The organism is Streptomyces sp. NPDC059816 (assembly GCF_042732055.1).
Taxonomy (GTDB): domain Bacteria; phylum Actinomycetota; class Actinomycetes; order Streptomycetales; family Streptomycetaceae; genus Streptomyces.
In genome coordinates this window covers 217,183-236,876 of the sequence record NZ_JBHWIQ010000013.1, presented here as the reverse complement: position 1 = coordinate 236,876, position 19,694 = coordinate 217,183, and the positions used below count along the sequence as shown (strand labels likewise).

Genomic DNA, 19,694 nt, shown 5'->3' with positions numbered 1-19,694 from the left:
GTCCGTTCGCTGGATGGTGGCGAACGGTCCTGGGGGCCCGACGACGGGGCGTCTAGCGCTTGCCGGAGGCCCGGGTGGCACGGAGCCACTCGCGGTTCATGCTGGTGATGGAGACCAGCGGGATGCCCTTGGGGCAGGCGGTGGCGCACTCCCCGGCGAGGGTGCAGCCGCCGAAGCCCTCGGCGTCCATCTGGGTCACCATGTCGAGGACCCGGCTCTCCCGTTCGGGCGCGCCCTGCGGCAGCACGCCGAGGTGGTTGACCTTCGCGGACGTGAAGAGCATCGCCGCGCCGTTGGGGCAGGCCGCGACACAGGCCCCGCAGCCGATGCACTCGGCGTGCTCGAAGGCGAAGTCGGCGTCCGGCTTGGGCACGGGGGTGGCGTGGGCCTCGGGCGCCGCACCGGTGGGCACGCTGATGTAGCCGCCGGCCTGGATGATCCGGTCGAAGGCGGAGCGGTCGACCACGAGGTCCCTGACCACCGGGAAGGCCGCCGCGCGCCAGGGCTCGATGACGATGGTGTCGCCGTCCTCGAAGGACCGCATGTGCAGTTGGCAGGTGGTGGTGCGCTCCGGGCCGTGGGCGTCGCCGTTGATGACGAGGCTGCACGCGCCGCAGATGCCCTCCCGGCAGTCGTGGTCGAAGGCGACCGGCTCGTCGCCCTTGAGGATGAGTTCCTCGTTGAGGGTGTCGAGCATCTCCAGGAACGACATGTCGGGTGAGATCCCGTCCACCTCGTAGGTGGACATGGCTCCGTCGGCCTCGGCGTTCTTCTGGCGCCAGACGCGCAGGGTGAGCCTCATGCGTAGCTCCGCTGGGTGGGGTGGACGTACTCGAAGACCAGGTCTTCCTGGTGCAGGGTGGGTGCGGTGCCCGTCCCGGTGAACTCCCAGGCCGCCGCGTACGCGAAGGACTCGTCGTCGCGTCGCGCCTCGCCGTCGGGGGTTTGGGACTCCTCGCGGAAGTGACCGCCGCAGGACTCCGCACGGTGCAGGGCGTCCAGGCACATCAGCTCGGCCAGTTCGAGGTAGTCGACGATGCGGTTCGCCTTCTCCAGCGACTGGTTGAACTCCTCCCCGGTGCCGGGGACCTTGATCCGGCGCCAGAACTCCTCGCGGATCTGCGGGATGCGCTCCAGCGCCTTGCGCAGCCCCGCGTCGCTGCGGGCCATGCCGCAGAACTCCCACATGAGTTCGCCGAGCTCGCGGTGGAAGGAGTCGGGGGTGCGGTCGCCGTCGACGGCGAGCAGGAGGGCGAGCCGGTCCCCGGTCTCCGCGAGGACCTCCTGGACGGCGGGGTGGTCGTCGGTGATGTCCTCGTCGGCGGTGTGCGGGTGGCGGGCCAGGTAGTCGTTGATGGTGGACGGCAGGACGAAGTACCCGTCGGCGAGGCCCTGCATCAGTGCGGAGGCGCCGAGCCGGTTGGCTCCGTGGTCGGAGAAGTTGGCCTCGCCGATCGCGAAGAGCCCGGGCACCGTGGTCTGGAGGTCGTAGTCGACCCAGAGTCCGCCCATCGTGTAGTGGACGGCGGGGTAGATCCGCATGGGCGTCTCGTACGGGTTCTCCGCGGTGATCCGCGCGTACATGTCGAAGAGGTTGCCGTACTTCTCCTCGACCTTGTCCCGGCCCATGCGCGTGATCGCGTCGGCGAAGTCGAGGTACACGCCCTGTCCACCGGGGCCGACGCCGCGGCCTTCGTCGCAGACGTTCTTGGCCGCGCGGGAGGCGATGTCCCGGGGGACGAGGTTCCCGAAGGAGGGGTAGATGCGTTCCAGGTAGTAGTCGCGCTCGTCCTCGGGGATCTCGCCGGCGGGTCGGGTGTCGCCCTGGGCCTTGGGCACCCAGATGCGGCCGTCGTTGCGCAGCGACTCGCTCATGAGGGTGAGCTTGGACTGGTGGTCACCGGTGCGCGGAATGCAGGTGGGGTGGATCTGGGTGAAGCAGGGGTTCGCGAAGTACGCGCCCCTGCGGTGGGCGCGCCAGATCGCGGTCGCGTTGGAGTTCATCGCGTTGGTCGACAGGTAGAAGACGTTGCCGTAGCCGCCGGAGGCGAGGACCACCGCGTCGGCGAAGTACGTGTCGATCTTCCCGGTGACCAGGTCGCGGGCGACGATGCCCCGGGCGCGCCCGTCGATCACGATGAGGTCGAGCATCTCGGTGCGGGCGTGCAGCTCGATGGTGCCCGCGGCGATCTGTCGGGACATGGCCTGGTAGGCGCCGATGAGGAGCTGCTGGCCCGTCTGTCCGCGGGCGTAGAAGGTGCGGGAGACCTGGACGCCGCCGAAGGAGCGGGTGTCGAGCAGTCCGCCGTACTCGCGGGCGAAGGGCACGCCCTGGGCCACGCACTGGTCGATGATCTCGACGGACACCTGGGCGAGGCGGTGGACGTTGGACTCCCGGGCGCGGAAGTCGCCGCCCTTGACCGTGTCGTAGAAGAGGCGGTGGATCGAGTCACCGTCGTTGCGGTAGTTCTTCGCCGCGTTGATGCCGCCCTGCGCGGCGATCGAGTGGGCCCGGCGCGGGGAGTCCTGGTAGCAGAACTGGACGACGCGGTAGCCCTGTTCGGCGAGCGTGGCGCCCGCCGCGCCGCCCGCGAGGCCGGTGCCGACGACGATCACGGTCTGCTTGCGGCGGTTGGCGGGGTTGACCAGTTTGGCCTCGAACCGCCGCTTGTCCCAGCGTTCGTCGATGGGGCCGCTCGGGGCCTTGGCGTCGACCAGCGGCTCGCCGGTCGTGTAGGCGTGGTACTCGTGGAGGGCCATGGTCAGCTCACCAATCCGGTCATGACGCCGACGGGCACGGAGACGAAGCCGACCGTCAGCAGCAGAGCGAGCGCGTTCGCGGAGGTCTTGAGGAAGCGGTCCCGGGACCTGCTGCCCACGCCGAGGGTCTGGGCGGCGCTCCAGAACCCGTGTCGGACGTGGAGTCCGAGGGCGAGCACGGCCGCGATGTAGACGACGTTGCCGTACCAGGTGGAGAAGGTGTCGACCACGTTCTGGTACGGGCGGCCCTCCTCGAAGCCACCGGGGTGGGCGTGGCCGGTCGTCAGGTCGAGGATGTGCCAGACGAGGAACAGCAGCAGGATGACCCCGCCCCAGCGCATGGTGCGGGTGGCGTAGCTCGTCCGCGGCTTCTTGTGGACGTACCGGGTGGGTCGGGCCTTGATGTCCCGGCGGCTGAGCTGGTAGGCGGAGACTCCGTGGGCGACCACGGCGACGACCAGGACGACGCGCACCATCCACAGCGCCCACTCGTAGTGCAGGATGGGCTCGCCGAGGGTCCGCAGCCAGTGTGCGTACTCGTTGAAGGAACTCGTACCGAAGAAGATCTTCAGGTTGCCGATCATGTGGGCCACGAGGTAACCGAGCATGATCAGACCGCTCACGGCCATCACGGTCTTCTTGCCGACGGTGGAGTCCCAGATGGTGCGCGTCATGGACGACCGTCGGTCCGTCCGCGTTGCCAGAGCCATGTCACAGCACGCTACGGGCCCTCTTCTGATCGGTCCAAGACATGGACTAGCTCATTTCCATAGCTGGGCGCTATGGGGCCCTCTACACTGGTCCCATGCAGCTGCAACAGCTCCGCTACTTCGTCGCCGTCGCCGAGACCCGGCACTTCACGCGCGCTGCCGAGCTGGTGCACGTCGCACAGCCCTCGCTCTCCCAACAGGTCCGGGCCCTGGAGCGGGAGCTCGGGGCCGACCTCTTCCTGCGCGCCCGCGGCAACATCACCCTCACCGACGCCGGCGAAGCACTGCTCCCGCTCGCCCGGCGCATCCTCGCGGACGTCGACACCGCCCGTCTCGAAGTGCAGGAACTCGCCCAGCTACGACGGGGCAGGGTCCGGCTCGGCGCCACGCCCAGCCTGTGCACCGGACTGCTGCCGGAGGTGCTGCGCACCTTCCGCGACCGCTACCCCGGCATCCAGCTGGTGATCGAGGAGGGCGGCTCGCACGACCTGGTCCGCGAGCTGGCCCGGGGCGCGCTGGACCTGGCGCTGGTGGTGCTCCCCCTGCCGTCCCCGTCGCCCGCGCTGACCACCGTCGAGGTGCTGCGGGAGGAACTGGTGGTGGTCTCCCCGCCGGACGCACCGGCCCCCGGCCGCGGCGGCGAGGTGCGCGTGGCGGACCTCGCGGGTGAGCCCCTGGTGATGTTCCGGCACGGTTACGACCTGCGGGAACTGACGGTCGCCGCGTGCCGCGCCGAGGGCTTCGAACCCGACTTCGCGGTCGAGGGCGGGGAACTGGACGCGGTCCTCGGTTTCGTCCGCGCGGGACTCGGGGTCGCCGTGGTGCCCCGGATGGTGGCGACCCGCCCGGGCCTGAACCTCCGGGTCACCCCGCTGGCCCGCCCCGGGCTGCACCGCACCATCGCACTCGCCCACCGCAGCGACGTCGCGCCGCCGCGCGCGGCCCGGGAACTCCAGCGGTTGCTGTTGGGCCGGGAGACCGTCGTACACGTCTGAGCGGCCCGGGTGTCAGGTCGCTCGCCCCGCAGGACCCCGTGCCCGGGTCAGCCCGCGTGGTCGTGGTCGGCGAGGACCTCGTCGACCACGCGGTGGTGCCCGGCCGCTTCTTCCGGGTCGCCGTCGCCGGGTCGGGCCAGGGAGATCAGTGCCTTCCACAGGGCCCAGCCGCGGGCCCGCGCCCACATCGCGTCGTCCTGGTCGACGGCGCCGCGGAACGCCGCACGGCTGGCACCGGAGAACTCCGTCCAGGCGATCACCAGGTCACAGGCCGGGTCGCCCACCCCGCACGTGCCGAAGTCGATGACGGCGGCCAGCTCGCCGTCGCGGACCAGGAGGTTGTTCGTGGCGAAGTCGCCGTGGAACCACACCGGCGCCCCCTGCCAGGACGCGTTGAGCGCCGCGTCCCAGACGGCCGCCGCGCGCCGGGTGTCGACGCGGCCGTGCAGGGCCGTCAGGGCGCGCCGGGTCTCGCCGTCGTAGTGGGCCGGCGGACCGCCCCGGTGGAAGCTGTGGGCCCCTGCGGCCGGCCCGTCGGTGGCGTCGATGCCGTGGAGGGCCCGGAGGAAGTCGGCCACCGATCCCGCGAAGCGCGTGAGGTCGTCGATGCGCTCGGGTCGGGCGACCGCACCGTCCAACCACCCCCGGATCGACCAGGCGTACGGATACCCCTCGGCCGGTTCTCCCTGCGCCACGATCGGCGGTACCGGCAGCGGCAGCAGCGGTGCGAGCACCGGCAGCCACCGGGTCTCCTTGGCGATCGCGGCGGCGTACCCCGCGGCCGTGGGCAGGCGCACGGTCATCGTCTCGCCGAGCCGGTAGGTCCGGTTGTCCCAGCCGTCGACCTCGACCGGGGTGACGTCGAGGCCGCTCCACCGGGGGAACTGCCCGGCGATCAGCCGTTTGACCAGCGCCGCGTCGATGCCCGCGCGGCCGTCGTGGGGGAGGGGGAGGTCATCGGGACATGGTGTCCGCGACCGGTGAGCGACGGCAACCTGATTTCCCCACGGTGGCCCGGGGCGTTCCGGCTGATGACGCGCCCGGTCCGCCACGAACACGTCGGCGTTCTGCCGGACCTCCTCGGGGGAACGCCATCGCGGCCTGAGGGAGCATCACCCCGTGCGCGTCGCACACGCCAGCGGTGCGGGCGAGCGACGGGCCCGCCGGGAGCGGTCAGCCGGTGGCGTCGGCGAGGGCCAACTGGTGCAGTCGGTCCGGCGGTCCCGGACGTGCGTAGTACCACCCCTGGGCGGTGTCGCAGCCCAGTTCGCGCAGCTGCTCGGCCTGGGCCCCGGTCTCGACGCCCTCGACGGTCACCGCGAGGTCCAGGCTGTGGGCGAGCGCGACGATGCCCTCCACGATCTTCAGGTCCACGGGGTCGGCGGGGAACTGCTGCATGCCCTGGGTGAACGAGCGGTCGAGCTTGAGGACGCTGACGGGCAGACGGCGGAGGTTGGCCAGGTTGGAGTAGCCGGTGCCGAAGTCGTCCAAGGCGATGTCGACGCCCATCTCGGCCAGTCGCCGCAGGGGCTTGAGGAGGTCGTCGTCGGCACCGATCAAGGCCGATTCGGTGACCTCCAGGCAGAGCGCGGCGGGTGCCAGACCCGCGCGTTCGAGGATCTCCACGGTGTCCGAGACCAGGCCCGGATGGGTGAGCTGGCACGGGGAGAGATTGACGTTGACGCGGAGCGGCCCGCCGGCGTCACCGTGCCGTTCCTGCCACAGGCACGCCTGGCGCACGGATTCCTCCAGCACCCACCGGCCGAGCGGGACGATGAGCCCGGTGCGTTCGGCGAGCGGGATGAACCGGTCCGGACCGAGGACGCCGTGTTGGGGATGGGACCAGCGCACCAACGCCTCGGCACCACTGACGCTGCCGTCACCGAGTTGGACGAGGGGCTGGTACTCGATGAAGAACTCGCCGCGTTCCAGGGCGGTGGGCAGTGCCGTGGTCAGACCGTGCCGGGTGATGGCCCGGGCATCGGCCTCTTCGTCGGCCATCTCGTAACGGTTGCCGCCCGCGGACTTGGCGCGGTACATGGTGATGTCGGCGCTGCGCAGCACCTCGGCGGCGCCCCGCTCCCCCGCCGGGCCCTCCACGATGCCGATGCTGCCGCGCACGGACAGCTCCCGGCCGTCGACCAGGATGGGGGTGGACAGGGCGGCGAGGATGCGTCCCGCGAGTTCGTCCACCTCGGCCTGGGTGCCGGTTCCGGTGGTGAGCGCCACGAACTCGTCACCGCCGAGACGGGCGACCATCTCGCCGGGAGCGGTGGCGCACGCCTGGAGCCGGTCGGCGACCTCCACGAGGAGGCGGTCGCCCGCCGCGTGCCCGAGGCTGTCGTTGATGATCTTGAAGCCGTCGAGGTCGAGGTAGCAGAGCCCGAAGCGCTGGCCGTCGCCCGCGGAGAGCGCCTTCTCCAACCGTTCGAAGAACAGCGTGCGGTTGGGCAGGCCGGTCAGGGCGTCGTGGGTGGCCTCGTAACGCAACCGCAGGTTGAGCAGGCGACGTTCGGTGGTGTCCTCCATCAACGCGAGCTGGTACTGCGGCTCCCCGTCGGCGCCCCGCAGCAGGGAGACGGTGAGGTTGGTCCACAGCGCGGTGCCGTCGGGGCGGTGGAACGCCTTCTCCACCCGGTAGTGCTCCCGCTCGCCCCGGATCAGCTCGGAGTACAACTGCCACACGTGGGGCGGGTCGTCGGGATGGGTCCACTCGACGAGGGGCCGGCCGCGCAGTTGGCGTTCACCACTGCCGAACATCCGGACCAGGGCGTCGTTGACCTCCAGCACCATGCCGTCGAGGTCGGCGATGCAGATCCCTATCGCCGCGCCCTCGAAGACCGCCCTGAAGCGCGCCTCGCTGGCGTGCAGGGCCTCGGCGACCGTGCTGCGGGCGATGAGCGCGGCCCGGGAGATGGCCTCCTGCTCGGACAGGGTGCGCTCGCGCAGCGCCTGGGCGAACCCGGCTGCCGCGGCGTGCTGGAGCCGCGCCGAACGGGCCTGCAACTCCTCCTGCGGACCGTCGCCGCCGCAGTACAGCACGAGGTACGCCTCGAACACGTCGAGCGTACGGCTCAACGCTTCCGGGTCGGTGCAGTGCGCGTGGACCAGGGCCGCGCCGATCGCCTTGCCCTCGGCCGCGTCGAAGACACGGGCGAGGAGGGCGTCCCGCAGCCGCCGGGCGAGCGGCAGCAGTTCCCGTTCGAATTCGATCCGGGTGCGGGAGGTCGCCGTCACCGGGTAGATGGTGCGGCTCCAGATCGTGGCGAATCTGCGCGCTCTGTCTTCCGGCCCGTCCGGCTCCGCGCTCACGCTGTGCGTCCCACCCCGACGAATCCGCCGAACAACGACGGGTCCGCCTCTTTCGGATCGGTTTCGGGCCGCCAGTACGGCAGCGGCACGAGCCCGGGTTCCCACATGTCGTATCCCTCGAAGAACCGCGCGATCTCTTCGCGCGAGCGCATGATCAGCGGATTGCGTGTGCTCTTGTAGACGTCCACGGTCCCCTCCGCGCGTTCCGCGGCGATCTTCATCCCTTCGTACGAACCGTGCGTGATGGTCAGCAGGCTTCCGGGGGCGAACGCGTCCCGGAGCTGTGCGACCGCGGCGTGCGGGTCATCGGCGTCCTGCACGAAGTGGAGCACGGAGACGAGGAGGAGCGCCACCGGCCGGTCGAGGTCGAGCAGTCTCGCGACCGGTTCGGAGGTGAGGATCTCACGGGGCCGCCGCAGATCCGCACCGACGACGTCCGCCAGCTCGTTGTCGGCCAGCACCGCCTTGCTGTGCGCCACGGCCACGGGGTCGTGGTCGACGTACACCACGCGGGCCGACGGATCAGCGGCCTGGGCGACTTCGTGGACATTTCCGAAGGTGGGAATGCCGGAACCTATGTCGAGGAACTGCGTCACGCCTTCGGCGACGGCGAGTTCGATCGACCGGCGCATGAAAGCCCGATTCGCCTGCGCGACCTTGGGGATGGCGGGAATGAACTCCATGGCCCGTCGGGCGGCTTCCCGGTCCACTTCGAAGTTGTGTGAACCTCCGAGGTAGAAATCATAGATCCGGGACACGCTCGGTACCGTGATGTCAATGCCCTGGGGGGCCCAGGAGGGGCGGTCCATCGCAGTCTCCTACGCGTCGTCCGGACGGTGTTCGAGCTGAGGCTACTGATCGCCCGCCAAGGGAGCGAGTCAAAGCGGAAATTGGCGGTCCGTTCTCGGTCACTGCCACCGGCAAGTGCCGATGGATGCTCGTACGAATACCGCCGGATCGGCCCTGTTGGCAACCGACGAGGAGTGACCGCAGGCCGAACGGACCGATCCGCTCTTCCCTCGGGTCGTGCGGGAAGAGCGGACCGGCCCGGCCTTGCGCACCCGATGTCGATCTCGCGCGCCTTTCCGTTCGTCAGGGACCGGGTTCCGGCGGTACCCGTGGGGCGCCTTCCGCTCCCGGGATCGCACTGGACGGCCCACTGCGTCTGCGTCGGCGGAGCCCCGGGTGTTACTGCTTGACGAGCTTGCCGTCCGGCCTGACGGCGAACCAGGTGCCCCCCACACCCTGCCCGTTGGTGTCGCCGGCATCCTTGTCGCCGGCGAAGGTGTACAGCGGCCAGCAGTCGATGGTCTGCTGTTCGACCCCGTCCGGGCGGTCGAAGGTGACGTAGCGCTTGAGGAGGATGCCCGAGGTGTCGGCCTTCGCGACCGGGGCGACGACCGGCCACTTCTCCAGACAGGCGCCGGTGCAGGCGCTCTTCATGGGCCAGGCCGAGTCCTTGGTGAACCGGTAGACCGTCCGTCCGTTCCCGTCGACCACGATCTCGCCGAGGCGACGGTCCACCCGGGTCGACAGTCCCGGGCGCTCGGCGGGCCGGGCCTTGGCGCCGTCGGGCGCGGCGGCGAACCAGGTTCCGCCGACCCCCTGCCCCTTGGTGTCGCCCGCCTTCTCGTCCTTGGCGAAGCGGTACACCGGCCAACCTGCGACGGTCAGCTGCTCGGTGCCGTCGGCGCGGGTCACGGTACCGAGCAGGCTCGCGTCGATGCCGGCCGCGGCACGCGCGCCGTCCGCGGGCACCGGCGGCCAGGCCGTCGCGCAGGCGCCGGCGCAGGAGGACTTCGAGGGCTTGGCCGTGTCCTTGTCGAAGCGGTACAGGGTGAATCCGGCGCTGTCCGTGAGGAGGTCGCCGAGCTTCGCATCGCTGCGGACGGCGAGCTGCCCCGCGGGCTTCGTCCTGCCGGTGCCCGCGGTGTCCACTCCCGAGCCGTACCCGTCGCCCGCCCCGTCGGAGCTGGCCGATGCGGCGCCCGCCCCATCTCCGGCAGGGGCCGCGGCACCCACGTTCTGCCCGCTCGCCGAGGGCTCGGCACCGCCCTGGCCGCACGCCGTCGTCAAGGCCAGCACGGCCGCGGCCATCACCGCGAGTGAGGCGCTCCGCCAGGTCTTCATGACCAACTCCCGTTTCCTACTGGGGTGTTGAGCGAGTCATCGTCACCGCTCGTGACCCCAAGTACGGACCAGGACCACGACTGCGTTCAACGACTTCGAAAAAAGTTCGCGCATGACTCGCAACCGTGTTCACGCCACCCCGCCCGCACCTTTGGGGACCTCTCCCCCATGGCTCGGGCGTTCGTCAACTCGCCACGCCGTACGATCACCCGTTCGGAGCATTTGTGTCCGCTCAAAGCATGAGGTCGGAACGCTCCCTCCATGCTCAAGGTCGTGTATGGATACCGGCGGACCTGGTCCGCCATGCTGATACGGGCGCTCGCTCCCCTTGCACTCGCGGGGCTCGCCGCCGCGCCCGCCGTGGCCCTGTCGCCGTCCGGCCCCGTGACTCTGACCCCGGTGGACGCCTGCGCGTACGCCTCCACCGGGGACGGCGGTGGAGCAGTGGCGGTCGCGGGCAGCGCCCCGTTCTGTTCCCCGCACCCCACCCCGCCCAAGCCGACCCCCAAGCCCACCCCCACGAAGAAACCCACCCCGACGCCCACACCCACCCCTTCGCCCACACCCAAGCCCACGCCCACACCTACCCCTTCGCCCACACCCACCCCTTCGCCGACGCCGACGCCGACGCCGACGCCGACCAAAGCGTCCCCGACCCCGTCCGCGAGGCCCACTCCCCCGCGGTCACCGGCCCCGACCCGCCGGGCGCCGGAGCGGCCGGTACCGTCGCCGTCGCCACCGTCAACGACGCCCCGCCCCCAACCGGTGCCGATGCCGGCGGTCAAGCCGTCCCCGTCGCCGTCTGCGGTACGAACCTCCCCGAAACCGACGGTTCGACCCAGCGTGCGGCCGTCACCCAAGAAGGTCACGTACCCCGAGTACCGGCCCACCGTGCGTCGCGCCCCGGCTCGTCACGGCCCCTCCCTCGTCTCCTTGACCCTGCTCATCACCGCGCCCGCAGTGCTCGCCGTCGCCGCGCTGCGCCCGCGCTGACCTTCAGAAGGATTGATCGATGCCGGAATGGCTTGTTCTCACCCTCGCGATGGTTGCCGCGTGCGGTGTCGTCCTCGCCGTAACGCTTCTCCAGCACCGCAGGATCGGGGTCGATGACGACCCGTCGGAGACCCCGGACGTGATCGAGTACATCACCATGATGATCGGCGTGGTGTACGCCATCGTCCTGGGACTGGCCATCGCGGGCGTCTGGGAGGCCCGCAGCGCGGCGGACGACCACGTCCGCACGGAGGCACGCGCCCTCCATGAGATCGACGAACGCGTACGGGTCTACCCTGCCGACACGCGGGACCGCATCCGTGCCGACGTCAATGCCTATGTCGGCCACGTGGTGGACGTCGAGTGGCAGAAGATGGCGGACACCGGGGCGCTGACCGAGCGGGGCCAGGAACTGATGGACCGCATCCGCCACGACGTGACCGACTACCAACCGGCCAACGACTTCGAGGCACAGGCGTACCAACCGCTCGTCGACCAGGTGACGGTGGCCGACCAAGCCCGCAACGGGCGGGGAGCCTCGGCCGAACCGACGATGCCCGGGGTGGTGTGGTTCGGACTGATCATCGGTGCACTGGTCACGCTCGGGATGATGTTCGCACTCCAGATCAGGAGAACCGCCCGCGAGCTGCTGCTGGCCGGGCTGTTCTCAGCACTGATCGCCTTCCTGCTCTTCCTGATCTGGGACTTCGACACGCCGTACAGCCAGGGCGTCGCGGCCGGCGCCGAACCGTTCCTGACCCTGTTCCCCGACCTCGGGCCCTGACCGCCCGCCCCGATCCGACCTGATCCGACCTGATCCGAGCCGGCCGGCGGCTAGTTCGGACGGGTCGCGGTCTCGATCTGGGTGAGTTGGGCGGCGAGGATCTCCTCGAACGCGGCGCGGCGGTCCGCGCCGAGGGGGCCGAGGTCCCGGGCGAAGTGGGCCAGCGCCGGAAACGTTCGGGGTCGGCTCCCAGGACAGGCCGCAGCCCCATCCCGTCGACGACGCGCTGGCGGCCCTCCACCGGGTGGCCATGTACGGCTGACCGGGCGGCGCCACGCCGTTGCCCTCCCCCGTGCGGGCGACGGTAACGGTGTGGCGGTTCCCCCGCACGGCCCAACCCCGTACCCCGTTCGCCCGACAGCGATCGCGGGCCGCGGAGGGCGTACCTAGCGTGTCGGGCAACGAGGGACACGACCGACAACGAGCGGAACAGGTCCGCGGCTGACCCTCGGGACCGGAGGATGCATCATGCGCGCGATACGCCTGGCCTCGGCCACCGCGCTGGCGGGCACCGCACTGATCGCCAGCGCCCTGGCCCTGGCGGCTCCCATCGCGACCGCCGAGGACCGCGGCACGGAAGAGGAGCAGGGCTCCGGGCACAGCAGGTTCGACGTGAGTGCCGCCCCGACCACCATCGCCGCGGGCGGGCAGGTCACCCTGCGCTCGGCCGGCTGCTCCGGGGAGACCCGGGTGACCTCCGGCGTCTTCGACACGGTGCGGCTGCGCTCGGGCGACCGTTCGCGCTCGGTCACCGTCGACTGGGACGCGCGGGCGGGCGCCGAGTACGCGGTGACGTTCTCCTGTGAGGAGGGCGCGAGTCGCACCCTGCACCTCACCGTCGCGGGCAGCCGCTCGGAGGGCGACCACCACAGCGGGACGGACCTTGAGGAACGCCGCGGGGTACGGGCCGGCATCGGCGGGACCGTCGCCGGATTCGACCTGGGGGAGATCGGCCTCGGTGCCGCTCTGATCGGCGGTGCGATCGGCTCGGCCTGGTACGTGACCCGGCGGAGGACCGACGAGAACGCCTCCTGAGGCCACCGTGACGACGTCCCGCCGAGCCCCCGACGGCCACCTCGGACAGCCCTCCTCCCCGGACTCGACCGGTCCGGGGAGGAGGGCTGTCCCGTGCGTTGTGAGGGGCGGGCGGTCAGGCCCGGTTCTCCGCGCGGCGGCGCATCCAGAAGAGTCCGCCGCCGATGGCCGCCGCTGCGACGAGCCCGCCGCCGATCGCCATGTCGGTGCGGGTGGCGCCGCTCTCGCTGCTGCCGCCGAGGCCGCCGCGCACGCCGCCGATGACGGTGAAGGCGTGGTGCCGGGTGTGCCGGCGACCGTCGCACTCGGCCGTGATCTCGTGGGAGCCCGACGAGGCGAAGCGGTGGACGGTGACGGTTGCGGTGGCAGTGCCCCGTCCGTCCCGGTCGTCGCGGCCGAGGCCGGTCAACCGGGTGCGTTCGAAGGCGGGTGACTCGACGAAGCCGTTGCCGCAGGAGCGTCCGTCGACCGTGACCGTGAGGCGTCCGCCCCCCGAGATCACGCTCGGGTGGGCGGTGATGTTACCGATCTGGTCGTTGTTGCCGTTGTTGTTGCCGTTGTTGTTGCCGTTGTTGTTCTGGTCGTTCCCGGCGGTCGCGGTGGGGGCGGTGGCCCCGACGGCGGCCACCAAGGCGGCCGAGACCACCAGGGCTCGGAGACTACGCATGAACATCCTCCGCGGCAGGCGCCCCGGGGTACGGTCCCCGGTCGGTCGGCGAGAGCGCCTCCGTACCCGACCCTCAGGGGGCGGGCGCGGGCCCGCATGTCGACGCTCGCCCGTCCCGGTGAGCGCACGTCCCCGGCCACCCCGCGCGCTGCGCCATCACCGCAGGTCACGGACCGTCAGAAATTTCCGCACGGGGCCGACCCGGATGGCGCACGGCGGCTCGGGGGCACCACCCGTTCGCACCTGTCGCGTCGCCGCCCGCGCGCACCGCGCTTAGCTTGCTCGTACGCACCGACGACACGGCCGGCCGGGGGTCGCGTCGAGAGGGGATGGACCATGTCAGCGTCCCAGCCGTTCGAGGCCGAGCGGCCGAAGAAGCGCGCGCCGTGGGGGGTGATAGCGCTCGTGCTGTTGACCGGTCTCGCCCTGATACGGAACGGGTCGGGCGAGTTCGACACGGGTCCCCCGCAGCCGGCCTCCGTGGCGGCGACGGACCGCCGCGGGCCGGCCCCCGCCCCGGTGGACGGCGAGGAGTTGGACGCGCTGCCCTTCGCCCGCGCGGAGCGGGTGGCCATCCCGGCGATCCGGGTGGACGCGCCGATGATGCCGGTGGCGCTGGACTCCCAGGGCTGGGTGGACGCACCACCGCCGGAGGACCCCAACCTGGCGGGCTGGTTCTCGGGCGCGGTGTCCCCCGGCGAGAAGGGCACGGCGGTCGTGGTCGGCCATGTGGACAACACCCGGGGGCCGGCCGTCTTCTACGGGCTCGGGGCGCTCGACAAGGGGAACAAGGTGGAGATCCACCGGGCCGACGGCAAGACCGCGGTGTTCGAGATCTACGGCATCGAGGTCTTCCAGAAGGAGAACTTCCCCGGCGACGAGGTGTACGGGGACACCGGGTACCCCGAGGTCCGGGTGATCACCTGCGGTGGCGGCTTCTCCCAGCAGGGCGGCTACGACGGGAACGTGGTGGTGTTCGCCCGCATGATCGACGTCCGCTGACCGGACCGGCCCGGACGGACGGGGGCGGGAACTCCGGCCGCTCCCGCCCCTCGCCGTCCGGGTTCCTCACACCGTCGTGCGGTCCGGCAGCACCATCTCGTACCCCTCGGCGAGGAGTTCGGGGAGCCAGGTGCGCAGGGCCCGAACCGTCTGGGAGCGGTCGCCGCCGGCGTCGTGGGAGAGGACCACCGCCCCGGGACCCGCGCCTTGGCGGATCGACCGGGTGATGGCGGCGGTGCCGGGCGTGTCCCAGTCGAGGGTGTCGATGTTCCAGGCGAGGGGTTCCATCCCGAGTTCGGCACCGATCTGGAACACCGAACGGTTCCACGCGCCGTACGGTGCGCGGAACCACTCGGGGGCCGTTCCGACGGTGCGCTCGACGATCTCGCTGGTGCGCCGCATCTCGGAGCGGATCGCGCTCCGGGAGAGCGAGGGCAACAGGGGGTGGCTCCAGGTGTGGTTGCCCACCAGGTGCCCTTCGTCGACCATGCGTCGGGTCAGGCCCTTGTTCCACAGGACCTGCTCGCCGCAGACGAAGAAGACGGCGGGCACGCGGTGTTCGCGCAGCACCCGAAGGATGTCGGGGGTGTAGAGGGGGTCCGGCCCGTCGTCGAAGGTGAGGACCATGGTGCGGCGCCCACCGCTGTCGATCCGCAGGATCGGGGCGCGACGCACTGCGGGTTTGACGACCACCCGGGTCCGGGCCGGGGGTCCGTAGCCGGTGAGCGGCTGGAGCCGATAGGCCGAGGGCTTCAAGGGGGCGATGGCCGGGGCTCCGGGGGCCGGGGCTCCCGTGGCGGTCGCGGGGGCCGCCCGGCCGGATGTGCGCGCCGGGTCGGTTGCGAAGCAACCCGCACTGGCAGCCACGCCGAGGGCCGCGGCACCGCGGAGCAATGCCCGACGCATGGGTGTCGTCCGATCGTCTTTCATGACTAATCCGTCGCACGGCTCACCCGTCGGATGGCTCACCGTTTCCGGAGCGCCGTCCGAATGCACCCGATGGGAGCAAAGGCCGTTCGGCCGGAACCGGAGGCAGTCTGCCACGCTCCGGTGGTCGCGGCGCGCGGGGACGCGCCGGGGGCGGCCACCGTTCCCCACGGCGCGCCGGGGCACTTCGGCGGCCGTCGGAGTCCGAATCAACGTGCCATGGTCAGACCGTCCTTGGCGGCGCCCCGGCTGAGCACGGTTTCGCGTACCCGCTCGCGCACCTCGGCCGGTTCCGTGCCGTCGGTGACCTGGGAGGTGGTCAGGTCCACCACGCGGCCCCGCCCGGTGTCGAACCACTGGGGCAGGAACTCGGCCTTGTCGACCTCCCACCGGGCGCCGGAGCGGACGGGGGGTCGGAAGGTGAAGCGGGCGATGCTGCCCTCGTTGCCGCGGGCGTCCCACTCGCCGTCGTAGTTCATCATGTCGCCCGCGATCTGGTCGCCCATGCCGTAGACGATCCAGGTCCCGTTGACCTTCTCGTACGCCTGGGGGACGTGGGCGTGGGTGCCGATGATGAGGTCGATGTCGGGCCGGTCGCCGGTGCGCAGCGCGGTGAGCTGCTCCCCCACGGCGAGTTGGTCCTCGTCGGGTTCCTCCTGCCATTCGGTGCCCCAGTGCAGGGAGACGACGACCACGTCGGCGCCGGCGGCCCGGGCCGCCCGGGCGTCCCTGGTGATCAGTTCCGGCTCCATCGGGTTGACGGCCCACTGCATGTCCTCGGGCAGGGGGTTGACGTTGGTGCCGAAGGTGTAGGCGAGGTGGGCGACCTTCGCGGTGCCCCCGGTCAGCCAGGCGGGGGTGCGCGCCTCCCGTTCGGTCCGGGCCGATCCGGCGTGTTTGACGCCGGCGCGGTCGAGGGCGTCGAGGGTGCGGGTGACTCCTTCGACACCGTCGTCCAGGGTGTGGTTGGAGGCGGTGGAGCAGGAGTCGTAGCCGGTGGCGCGGAGTCCGGCGGCGACCTCGGGCGGGGACTTGAAGGCGGGGTAGCCGGAGTAGTCGCCTTCCGCTCCGTAGATCGTCTCCATGTGGCAGACGGCCACGTCGGCGCCGGAGATCACCGGCCGGACCCCGGCGAGCATGGGGGCGAAGTCGTACCCCTCGCCGACCGCGTCGGCCCTGGCCCTGCGGATGATCGAATCGTGCGGGAGGACGTCCCCGGTGGCGACCAGGGTGAAGCCGCGTTCGCCGCGGGGGCTCGCGCTGGCCGCGGGCGCGGCCCGGCTCGCGGTGCCGCCGGTGGCCGGGGTCGCGGACGTGACGGCCGGGGTGCGGCTCGCCGCGGTGCGCTTCCCCGCCGGGTCCGCGCAGGCCGTGGCGGTGGCACCGAGCAGGAGGGCGGTGCAGGCCGCGAGGGCGTGCCGGGTCCTGGCGGGGAGGAGGGGACGCGGAGGGTGGTGCGAGGTCATGGAACCGGCTTCCCGTCGCTGCGCGTGTCTGCCGAGCCGGGGGGCGGGGAGGCGGGTGCGTGGATCACGGTCTGAGCTCCACACGCTCGACATTCTTCGTATGTGCGGACGATATGACTTCATAAGTAACGAAAGCGGGCAGCAACTCACCGCGCCGCCCGGTCACCCGATGGGACGCACCAAGCACCCACACCCCTACCGGAAGGAGCCGCCCATCCGTCACACCCTCGAGACCCACACGCACTCGCGGACGGACCCGCCTCCACTCACGAACCGACCAAAGCGCAACTCTCAAGTTGCACCCAATGGGGCGATGTGCAACTCTGTAGTTGCATCAAACGTCGACCTCGAAGGAGTCCCCTCATGAGCCAGGACCGGATCGAAAGCGAAACCCTGATCGAGGCACCCCTGGAGCGGGTCTGGCCCCTGGTGGCCCAGCCCGGTTTCTGGGTGGCCGACAAGGCGACCCTGCCCGGCACCGTGGCCAGGGAAGGCGAGGAGTTGCTGACGAAGAACCCGGAGTACGGCGACTTCCCGGTACGCGTGGAAAAGGTCGAGCCGCCGACCTACCTGGCCTACCGCTGGGCCAGCGCGTTCCCCGGGGAGGAACTGCGCGAGGACAACAGCACCCTCGTGGAGTTCACACTGACACCGGAGGGCGACAAGACGCGGCTGCGCGTGGTCGAGAGCGGGTTCGCGGCACTGGCCGGGTCCGAGGAACTGCGCGACCGGGCGGTCAGCGACAACAGCGTCGGCTGGCCCCAGGAACTCGACGCGCTCAAGACGCGCGCCGAACAGCCCTCCGCGTGACCGACGGACCCCGCGGCACCGTCGAGGCGGTCGACACCGTCCTCACCGCCCTGGCCGACCCGACGCGGCGTCGACTGCTCGAACTGCTCGCCGCCGAGGGCGAGGCCACCGCGACGACGCTCGCCGGACACCTTCCCGTCTCACGTCAGGCCGTGGTCAAGCACCTCGCGGTCCTGGACACCGCCGGGCTGGTGAGCGGCGGTCGCATCGGGCGCGAGGTGCGCTACACGGTGCGGCCCGCGGCGCTCGACGCGACGGCGCAATGGATGGCCTCGCTGGCAGCCGACTGGGACCGGCGACTGGCACGCATCAAGCAGGTCGCCGAGGCTGCGGAGCGGGAGTCGCAAGCCGATCGGGACAGCCGCGACGCTTCGCGCCCACCGATGTGACCCCGAAGAGGAGCACGATCATTTCCATGGAGAGCCGAGACCTCGCCCACGGCCCTGCCGCGTACGCCTGCATGATGATGCGCAGGCCAGCGGCCGAGGCGTTCCGGGCATTCGCCGATCCGGCCGTCACCTCACGGTTCTGGTACAGCAAGAGCAGCGGGCCGATGGTGACGGGAGCCGACCTGCGCTGGGAGTGGGAGACGTACGGGGGGTCAGTCGACGTCCGCGTCCAGGACGTGCAGGAGGGACGTCTGATCCGGTTCGGGTGGGGCATCTACGGGCAGCCGACCACGGTCGAGGTCACGTTCACCCCGCAGACGCCTCAGGTCACGTTCGTCGAGGTCACGGAGACCGGTTTCCAGGGCTCGGTGACCGACACCGTCGGCTGGCTGAACGACACCGTCGGGGGCTTCGCCACCACACTGTGCGCGATGAAGGCCCTGCTCGAACACGGCATCGAGCTGAACGCCGTGCCCGATCACCACCCCCACCCGGCCTGACCCCCCACCCGCCCCGCTCCCGATCCGCCCGCCGCGCGGCCTCGTTCCTCAGCGAGGCCGCGCGGCCGTGAGGGCGTGAGGTCGCGGGGCGTGAGGTCGGCGGAGCGCCCGCATCCCGCCATCGGCCTCCCGGGCGTTGCTCGACGTCCGGGCCGGGACTTCGAGGCCGCCACGGCACACCGAAAGGTGCCCGTGTGACGCATCTCACGTTTCATCCACCGCCCTCTCGGTGCGTGACGATGGTTCGCGGTTCAACCCCCGCACGTGCCGGTAACGCGACGCTCCGTAGCGGAATGGGCCGTTCCCGTGCGTCGGATGCGACGGGAAGGCCCATCTGCGCCCTCAGGGACGGTTGCGGGCATCTGAAAGGGCCTCTGAACGCCCCGCCCGGGCAGCAGTTGACCGGGCCCGGTGACGTCCGCCGGCCCAGGAGGTTCACGCTTCACCATCACATTCCGCCACCGACGGCCGTAATGTGAGGGCTCGGCCGACCGGACGTCGGGGCTCCCCGCCCCGTGCGTCACACCTGTGGCCTGCCGCCCGGGGACGGGTGAACCCCGGCAGGCCACCCGCGAAAGCACAGAGTCAACGTGAGTGAAGCCGGACCCGACAGCGTGTCTCACGGTGCGGGCCCCTCGCCGGAACCGGCGCGGGGTCCGTGAGCACGCCGAGGTCCAAGAAAAGGTGGAACGGTGCTGCCCGACAAGACGAACGGCACGAGTGACGACGAACTCGTGATCCCCATGGCCTGGCTGTACGCCGAGTACATCGCCGACGAAGTGCTCCGCACCGGCGATCTCGTCCCGGCCAGCACGTTGGAGTTCCGAGCCGGACGCCAGACGCTCGCCCTCACCGCCTACCTCTCGGACCTCAACAACGAACTGTCGGGCATCCGGGTCGTCTCGCAGTTCGACGAATGGCTCTCGCTGACCGCCTACGGCCACCCCTGGCAGGAGTGGGTGCGCGAACGTCTGGCGAGCCTCGCCGCCGAGGAACGCGCACGACGCCGCACCAACCCCGACCTCCGTCTCGCCGAGGCCGCCTGGCGTTGGCTGGAGCACACCGAACTCCTCGCCCCGGACCTCGACACGGGGCTGGCCTGGCGACGGAGCGAGCTGTCGGTCGACGAGAGCGATCAGGTCTGGACCCCCGCCTGGCAGCTCGGTGTCCCCCTCGGTCATCTGGCCATCCACCTGTTCTGACCACGCGTCCGA

At 71.2% G+C, this 19,694-nt stretch carries 19 protein-coding genes and 1 pseudogene; 9 read left to right on the top strand and 11 right to left on the bottom strand.

Features of this window, described 5'->3' with window-relative positions; genetic code table 11:
* Window positions 1–52 precede the first annotated feature (52 nt).
* From ACFV88_RS19250 to ACFV88_RS19240, 3 genes are read right to left on the bottom strand one after another with little or no spacing between them, the layout of a single operon-like run.
* Window positions 53–802 (bottom strand): succinate dehydrogenase/fumarate reductase iron-sulfur subunit, encoded by a 750-nt coding sequence (locus ACFV88_RS19250; RefSeq protein ID WP_385492712.1) that lies wholly within the window; start codon window positions 800–802, stop codon window positions 53–55.
* A complete protein-coding gene (locus ACFV88_RS19245) occupies window positions 799–2,760 on the bottom strand; it encodes a fumarate reductase/succinate dehydrogenase flavoprotein subunit (RefSeq protein WP_385492710.1) in 1,962 nt (653 codons plus the stop codon). Before ACFV88_RS19245 ends, ACFV88_RS19250 begins: the two co-directional genes overlap by 4 nt.
* A 2-nt stretch (window positions 2,761–2,762) precedes the next feature.
* Entirely contained in the window at window positions 2,763–3,470 is a 708-nt protein-coding gene (locus tag ACFV88_RS19240; RefSeq protein ID WP_385492708.1) for a succinate dehydrogenase, read from the bottom strand.
* A 95-nt stretch (window positions 3,471–3,565) separates the two neighbouring features.
* Between ACFV88_RS19240 and ACFV88_RS19235 the strand changes: the two genes are divergently transcribed.
* The gene (locus tag ACFV88_RS19235; protein ID WP_385492706.1) at window positions 3,566–4,465 is read left to right on the top strand and encodes a LysR family transcriptional regulator; all 900 of its coding nucleotides are present in this window, start codon (window positions 3,566–3,568) and stop codon (window positions 4,463–4,465) included.
* A gap of 47 nt (window positions 4,466–4,512) precedes the next feature.
* Here ACFV88_RS19235 and ACFV88_RS19230 read toward each other — a convergent pair whose 3' ends face one another.
* The 4 genes from ACFV88_RS19230 to ACFV88_RS19215 all read right to left on the bottom strand — a co-directional run bounded on the left by ACFV88_RS19230 (window position 4,513) and on the right by ACFV88_RS19215 (window position 9,907).
* Window positions 4,513–5,388 carry an aminoglycoside phosphotransferase family protein gene (locus ACFV88_RS19230; protein WP_385492730.1) on the bottom strand — a complete coding sequence of 292 codons (876 nt, stop codon included), beginning with the start codon at window positions 5,386–5,388 and terminating at the stop codon, window positions 4,513–4,515.
* Between the two features lie 250 nt (window positions 5,389–5,638).
* The gene (locus ACFV88_RS19225) at window positions 5,639–7,777 is read right to left on the bottom strand and encodes a putative bifunctional diguanylate cyclase/phosphodiesterase (RefSeq protein WP_385492705.1); all 2,139 of its coding nucleotides are present in this window, start codon (window positions 7,775–7,777) and stop codon (window positions 5,639–5,641) included.
* A complete protein-coding gene (locus ACFV88_RS19220; protein WP_385492702.1) occupies window positions 7,774–8,586 on the bottom strand; it encodes an SAM-dependent methyltransferase in 813 nt (270 codons plus the stop codon). The genes ACFV88_RS19225 and ACFV88_RS19220 overlap by 4 nt, the downstream gene beginning before the upstream one ends.
* A gap of 379 nt (window positions 8,587–8,965) precedes the next feature.
* A complete protein-coding gene (locus ACFV88_RS19215) occupies window positions 8,966–9,907 on the bottom strand; it encodes an SCO0930 family lipoprotein (RefSeq protein WP_385492701.1) in 942 nt (313 codons plus the stop codon).
* An 843-nt stretch (window positions 9,908–10,750) separates the two neighbouring features.
* Here ACFV88_RS19215 and ACFV88_RS19210 point away from each other — a divergent pair.
* The gene (locus ACFV88_RS19210) at window positions 10,751–10,900 is read left to right on the top strand and encodes a hypothetical protein (RefSeq protein WP_385492699.1); all 150 of its coding nucleotides are present in this window, start codon (window positions 10,751–10,753) and stop codon (window positions 10,898–10,900) included.
* Window positions 10,901–10,919: 19 nt separating this feature from the next.
* Complete coding sequence (locus tag ACFV88_RS19205) at window positions 10,920–11,684, top strand: hypothetical protein (RefSeq protein WP_385492698.1); 765 nt, start codon at window positions 10,920–10,922, stop codon at window positions 11,682–11,684.
* A gap of 50 nt (window positions 11,685–11,734) precedes the next feature.
* Here the strand turns inward: ACFV88_RS19205 and ACFV88_RS19200 are convergent.
* A pseudogene (locus tag ACFV88_RS19200) lies at window positions 11,735–11,880 on the bottom strand (TetR/AcrR family transcriptional regulator); the annotation flags it as partial.
* Between the two features lie 272 nt (window positions 11,881–12,152).
* On the opposite strand from ACFV88_RS19200, the gene ACFV88_RS19195 reads away from it, so the two are divergent.
* Window positions 12,153–12,719: a hypothetical protein gene (locus tag ACFV88_RS19195; protein WP_385492696.1), complete on the top strand. Its 567-nt coding sequence runs from the start codon at window positions 12,153–12,155 to the stop codon at window positions 12,717–12,719.
* Window positions 12,720–12,834: 115 nt separating this feature from the next.
* On the opposite strand, the gene ACFV88_RS19190 is transcribed toward ACFV88_RS19195, so the two are convergent.
* Complete coding sequence (locus ACFV88_RS19190) at window positions 12,835–13,386, bottom strand: hypothetical protein (RefSeq protein ID WP_385492695.1); 552 nt, start codon at window positions 13,384–13,386, stop codon at window positions 12,835–12,837.
* Window positions 13,387–13,722: 336 nt separating this feature from the next.
* Here ACFV88_RS19190 and ACFV88_RS19185 point away from each other — a divergent pair, with 336 nt between their 5' ends.
* Window positions 13,723–14,388: a class F sortase gene (locus ACFV88_RS19185; protein ID WP_385492692.1), complete on the top strand. Its 666-nt coding sequence runs from the start codon at window positions 13,723–13,725 to the stop codon at window positions 14,386–14,388.
* 66 nt (window positions 14,389–14,454) lie between these two features.
* On the opposite strand, the gene ACFV88_RS19180 is transcribed toward ACFV88_RS19185, so the two are convergent.
* Together ACFV88_RS19180 and ACFV88_RS19175 are read right to left on the bottom strand one after the other, a co-directional pair.
* Entirely contained in the window at window positions 14,455–15,144 is a 690-nt protein-coding gene (locus ACFV88_RS19180) for a polysaccharide deacetylase family protein (RefSeq protein ID WP_385492690.1), read from the bottom strand.
* A gap of 380 nt (window positions 15,145–15,524) precedes the next feature.
* Entirely contained in the window at window positions 15,525–16,781 is a 1,257-nt protein-coding gene (locus ACFV88_RS19175; protein ID WP_385492689.1) for a CapA family protein, read from the bottom strand.
* A 363-nt stretch (window positions 16,782–17,144) separates the two neighbouring features.
* On the opposite strand from ACFV88_RS19175, the gene ACFV88_RS19170 reads away from it, so the two are divergent.
* From ACFV88_RS19170 to ACFV88_RS19155, 4 genes are all read left to right on the top strand, one after another.
* A complete protein-coding gene (locus ACFV88_RS19170) occupies window positions 17,145–17,591 on the top strand; it encodes an SRPBCC domain-containing protein (RefSeq protein ID WP_385492687.1) in 447 nt (148 codons plus the stop codon).
* Window positions 17,588–17,980, top strand: a complete 393-nt coding sequence (locus tag ACFV88_RS19165; protein WP_385492685.1) for an ArsR/SmtB family transcription factor — start codon at window positions 17,588–17,590, stop codon at window positions 17,978–17,980. Before ACFV88_RS19170 ends, ACFV88_RS19165 begins: the two co-directional genes overlap by 4 nt.
* 26 nt (window positions 17,981–18,006) lie before the next feature.
* On the top strand, window positions 18,007–18,480 hold the full coding sequence (locus tag ACFV88_RS19160) for an SRPBCC domain-containing protein (RefSeq protein WP_385492683.1): 474 nt from the start codon (window positions 18,007–18,009) through the stop codon (window positions 18,478–18,480).
* A 743-nt stretch (window positions 18,481–19,223) separates the two neighbouring features.
* Window positions 19,224–19,682, top strand: coding sequence for a hypothetical protein (locus ACFV88_RS19155; protein WP_385492728.1), 459 nt, complete (start codon window positions 19,224–19,226; stop codon window positions 19,680–19,682).
* Window positions 19,683–19,694 lie beyond the last annotated feature (12 nt).